The organism is Inquilinus sp. (genome assembly GCF_057815775.1).
This window is the reverse complement of the sequence record NZ_JBYRFX010000395.1, coordinates 1-5,048: the sequence shown is the minus strand read 5'-3', so window position 1 is coordinate 5,048 and position 5,048 is coordinate 1. Positions and strand designations below refer to the sequence as shown.

Below are 5,048 nucleotides of genomic sequence, written 5' to 3'. Positions count from 1 at the left end.
CAGGCCGCGCGCCCCGACCAGCGCGCGCAAGGCATCGAGATGGCTGGCCGTGTCGCTCACTTCCGAAGACTCTCCCGATACAGGCACGCATCCGGCGCGAGCGATGGCCCGCTCCGCCGGACGGATTCAGCCGGCCGTTTCCCGGTCCGTTGGTCCATCAAATCTGCGTTGTCGCCGAACGACATGTCAACTTATGCTTTTTGTTGGTGCCGCAGTCGCAGCTGGCAGCGACCTTTCCGTTTCGGCGCTCGATCAAAAGTTCATTTTATATCAATTAATTATTGCGCAACTCCCATGAACTGAAAGCGAGCAGACTCAGACCTGACAACCGATGACATGCGCCGCATGTCACGACCGACTTGTCATATAACCGCACATCCCGAATGCCCCGGGTTAGAGATGGATGCCGTCGAACACCCGCTCCTGCGCGTTGCGGATATGGGCCTGCATCGCCTCGCGCGCCTTGACCGCATCGCCGTCGCGGATCGCCTCGTAGACCGCGGCGTGCTCGCGCTGGACCATCGCCAGGTGCTCGCCCGAATGCAGCATCGAGAAGCTGCGCGCGAGATCGATGACGTAGTCCAGATGCGGCCGCACCGCGGCAAGCGCGGCCTGGAAATACTGGTTCTGCGTGGCCCGCGCGATCGCCTCGTGGAAATCGCTGTCCTGCTGCACGCCGATCTTGCCGGTCTGGATCGCCTGGTCGATGGCATCCAGCTCCTTCTTGATCGCGGCGGCGAGCGCTTCGTTGCGGTTCAGGGCGGCGGCATAGGCGACCTCGCCCTCCAGCGCGATGCGGAATTCGTAGACGCGCCGCACATCCGAGATGGTCTGGATCTCCTGCGCGCCATTCGCCGGACGGGCCGACGGTGACGCCGGTGCTGACGTGACGAAGCTGCCGGCGCCCTGGCGCGACTGGATCAGCCCGTCCTCGCGCAGGCGGCGCAGCGCATCGCGCACGATCGGCCGCGACACGCCGAAATTCTGGCTCAGCTCCTTCTCGGACGGCAGCTTGCCATCCCCCGGAAACTGCCCGCGCTGGATGCGCCCCAGCATGTCGCCATAGAGGATATCGCTCAGTCTTGGGCGTTGTGACACCGGAACCCTTTGCCGCCAGCGGGCCTGATTGTTTGCAGGCAAGATTACACGTTATGCCGGCAAGCTCAAAGCCCGGCTGTCCCGGAAAATGGCACAAATGTGCGGCTTCCGGCCCTCGCCGCGGCCGCAGCCAGACTGCACCGCCCCGTCCACATGTCAGTTGACATGTAATTTTCAGCCAGATAGATGTCAAAACAAGCCCGGACCACATCGGGCAAAAAATCGACATCTCGGCCGCGGGCCATGCCGTCCGCGCGCCAGAAACAGGGGATGGCACCATGGTCGAGGGTAGCCGCTGCATCACCACGACGCGCCGTGCGCTGCTTCGGGCGGGGCTGGTTTTGCCCTTCCTGTCGCTGCCGGCCCGGGCCCAGGCGGCCGACGGCATCCTGCGGTTCGGCCTGTCGGCCTTCCCGCCCAACCTGCAGCCCTGGGTTAGCACCGGCGCCGCCGCCGGCACCGTGAAGCTGCTGCTGCACCGCAGCCTGGTCACCTATGACAGCAAGGGCCAACTGCGCGGCGAACTGGCCGAATCCTGGTCGGTCGACGGCGATGGCGCCTGGGTGTTCAAACTGCGCCCGGGCTGCGTGTTCCAGAATGGCGAGCCGGTCACCGCCGACGACGTGAAATGGTCGATCGAGCAGATCGCCGGCGAGAAATCCACCGCCTATATGCGCACCCAGTTCCAGGGCATCGAGCGCATCGACATCCCCGATCCGCAGACCGTCCGCCTGGTGACCAAGACGCCGACGGCGACGCTGCCGACCTGGTTCGCCAACTACAACACCTTCGTGCTGTGGCGAAACTCGACGCCGAGCGAGCCGGTCGGTGCCGGCCCCTTCCGCCTGGCCGGGCAGGAGCGCGGCACCTCGCTCGACCTTGTCGCCTTCGACAAGTTCTACAAGCCGGGTATTCCAAGGCTGAAGGGCATCAAATTCACCGTCTACACCGACGAGAATCTGCGCGTCGCGGCGCTGCAGACCGGCGATGTCGATATGATCGAATACGTGCCCTGGCAGTCGATGGCCTCGGTCGAATCCGATCCGCGGCTGAGGCTCGATGCCGTCGAGGGGCCGTTCATGTGCGTGCAGTTCAACGCCAGCAAGCCGCCCTTCGACGACCCGCGGGTGCGCCAGGCGGTCGCTTTTGCGGTGAAGCGCGAGGACATCGTCAAGGCCGCCTTCTATGGCCGCGGCAAGCCGATGGCAGGGCTGCCGATCATCGCCGGCACGCCTTGGTACGACGAGGCGCTGGCCAATGGCTGGGCCTATGATCCGGCGCGGGCCAAGGCGCTGCTGGCGGAGGCCGGATATCCCGACGGGTTCCAGACCACGCTGATGGCCACCGCCCAGTACGGCATGCACAAGGACACCGCCGAGGTGGTGCAGCAGCATCTCGCCGCCATCGGCATCCAATGCGAGCTGCAGCTGCCCGACTGGTCGACCCGGGTCAGCCGCGGCACCAAGGGCCAGTACGACATCGCCATCCACGGCCTGGCCGCCGACAACAACGACCCCGACGGCCTGACCGGGGTGATCGACACCTCGCTGGCGCCGACCCATGGCCGGTCCTTCGGCCTGAAGGCACCGAAGACCGTGGACGCCCTGGCCCGCGGCCGGGCCGAGTTCGACCCGGCCAAGCGGGTCGAGATCTACAAGGAGATGCAGCGCGCCGCGCTGGAGGAGGTGCCGCTGGCCGGCCTGGCCTGGCGGTCGCAGGGCTACGGCATGGATCGCGGCGTGACCGGCTTCACCAACCTGCCGGGCGCGCTGACGACCTCCTCCGGTGCCACTCTCGAAGAGACCAGCTTCGGATGATCGCCGCCCTGCTCCGCCGGATAGGGATATCGATCGGCCTCGCCTGGATCGTCGTCACGATCGTGTTCCTGGCGCTGCACATGGTGCCCGGGGATCCGGCGGAGCTGCTGCTGTCGTCGGGCGGCGTCGCGCCCGATCCCGCCACCGTTGCCGAGCTGCGCGAGAAGCTCGGGCTGGACCAGCCGCTGGCCGATCAGTATCTCGATTTCCTGGCCGGGCTGACGCGCGGCGACCTCGGCACGTCCCTGGTCGACGACTATCCCGTGGCGCAGGAGATCGCGCTGCGCCTGCCACGGACGCTGGAGCTGATCGTGGCCGGCGCGCTGATTGCGGTCGTCTTCGGCATCCCGGCCGGCACCTGTGCCGCGGTCAACCGCGGCGGCGCGTTCGACCGCATCGCCTCCGGCATCGCCGCCCTGCTGCTGGCCATTCCTGTGTTCGTGGTCGGCACTCTGCTGATCCTGCTGCTGGCCCAGACCCTGCGCCTGATGCCCGCCGGCGGTTTCGTGCCGCTGGCGCAGAATCCGCTGCAGCATTTGACCCTGCTCGCCCTGCCCGCCATCGCCATCGGCAAGGGGCTGACCGCGGTGGTGTTCCGGATGACGCGGTCCTCGGTGCTCGACGCCCTGTCGCGCGACTATGTCCGCACCGCCCGCGCCAAGGGCCTGTCCCCCGCCCGGGTGCTGGTGCGCCATGTCGTGCGCAACGCGCTGACCCCGGTGCTGACCGTGCTGGGCCTGCAGATGGGCACGATGCTGGGCGGCACGGTGCTGGTCGAATACGTCTTCAACTGGCCCGGCCTGTCGACGCCGCTGCTGCATGCGGTCGAGGCGCGCGACTATCCGATGGTGATCGGCATCGTGCTCACCGTCTCGGGCCTGTTCCTGCTGATCAACCTGGCGATGGACCTGCTCTACGCCATCCTCGATCCGCGGATCCGGGCAGCATGAGGCGCCTGTGGCTCCCCGGCGCCTTGGTCGCGCTGGTCCTGCTGCTCGCGCTGCTGGCGCCGTGGCTGGGCCTGGCGGATCCGGTGCGGCAGGACATCGCCAACCGCCTGGCCGGGCCGGGGCCCGGTTCGCCGCTCGGGCATGACGAGTTCGGCCGCGATGTGCTGTCCCGCTTGATCTGGGGGGCACGCACCAGCCTGGGCGTCGCCTTCGCCTCGGCCCTGATCGCCGGCCTCCTGGGCACCACGCTCGGCCTGATCGGCGGCTGGTTCCGCGGCTTGGGCGAGCTGCTGGCCGTGCGCAGCATGGACGTCATCCTGTGTTTCCCGCCGGTGCTGCTGGCGCTGCTGGTCGTCACCCTGCTGGGCCCCGGCGCCGGCACGCTGATCCTGGTGCTGTCGGTGCTGTATTTGCCGGGCTTCGCCCGCGTCGCCTATGCCGAGGTGCTGTCGGCCCGCAGCCACGATTATGTCGAGGCGGTGCGCGCGCTGGGCGCCCCGACCGGCCGCATCCTGCTGCGCACGCTGCTGCCCAACATCGCCGGCCCGGTGCTGGTGCAGCTGTCGCTCGCCGTCGCCGCCGCCGTTGTGCTGGAAAGCGGCCTGTCCTTCCTAGGCCTCGGCGTGGTGCCGCCGGCCCCGTCCTGGGGCCTGATGATCCGCGGCGCCCGCGCCACCATGGAGCAGTCGCCGCTGCTGCTGCTGTGGCCCTGCGCGGCACTGAGCCTGACCATCCTGGCGATGAACCTGCTGTGCGACGCGCCGCGCGACCTGGCCGACCCGCGCACGCCGGCGGCCCGCCCCCGCCTGCGGCTGGTCGACCGGATGCTACCCGGCCTGCTGCCGCCGCCCGGGCGCAGCGATGCGGTGCTGGATCTGCAGGGGCTGACGGTCGAGATCGCCACCCCGCGCGGCACCATCCGCCCGGTCGAGGACGTCTCGTTATCGGTCCTCCCCGGCGAGACCATGGCGATCGTCGGCGAAAGCGGCTCCGGCAAAGCCGTCACCGCCACCGCCCTGATGGGGCTGCTGCCGCCGGCGGCGCGGCCGGTGGCGGGCGCCGCCTGGTTCGGCGACCGCGACCTGCTGCGGCTGGACGAGCCGGCGCTGCGGACCTTGCGCGGCGGCGCCATGGCCATGGTGTTCCAGGACCCGATGAGCAGCCTGAACCCGGTGCACCGCGT

The 5,048-nt window shown here is 68.7% G+C and carries 5 protein-coding genes; 4 read left to right on the top strand and 1 reads right to left on the bottom strand.

From position 1 onward, the window contains the following. On the top strand, positions 1-298 hold a 298-nt coding region (locus tag AC3XYG_RS14235), incomplete at its 5' end, for a hypothetical protein (protein WP_489140496.1). A 95-nt stretch (positions 299-393) separates the two neighbouring features. On the opposite strand, the gene AC3XYG_RS14230 is transcribed toward AC3XYG_RS14235, so the two are convergent. Next, positions 394-1,098, bottom strand: a complete 705-nt coding sequence (locus AC3XYG_RS14230) for a FadR/GntR family transcriptional regulator (RefSeq protein WP_489140495.1) — start codon at positions 1,096-1,098, stop codon at positions 394-396. A 278-nt stretch (positions 1,099-1,376) separates the two neighbouring features. Between AC3XYG_RS14230 and AC3XYG_RS14225 the strand changes: the two genes are divergently transcribed. The 3 genes from AC3XYG_RS14225 to AC3XYG_RS14215 form a co-directional block, all read left to right on the top strand. Beyond that, positions 1,377-2,915 carry an ABC transporter substrate-binding protein gene (locus AC3XYG_RS14225; protein ID WP_489140494.1) on the top strand — a complete coding sequence of 513 codons (1,539 nt, stop codon included), beginning with the start codon at positions 1,377-1,379 and terminating at the stop codon, positions 2,913-2,915. Beyond that, positions 2,912-3,865: an ABC transporter permease gene (locus AC3XYG_RS14220; RefSeq protein WP_489140493.1), complete on the top strand. Its 954-nt coding sequence runs from the start codon at positions 2,912-2,914 to the stop codon at positions 3,863-3,865. The genes AC3XYG_RS14225 and AC3XYG_RS14220 overlap by 4 nt, the downstream gene beginning before the upstream one ends. Then, positions 3,862-5,048 (top strand): ABC transporter permease (locus tag AC3XYG_RS14215; RefSeq protein WP_489140492.1); only part of this gene is annotated, 1,187 nt, incomplete at its 3' end. The genes AC3XYG_RS14220 and AC3XYG_RS14215, both read left to right, overlap by 4 nt.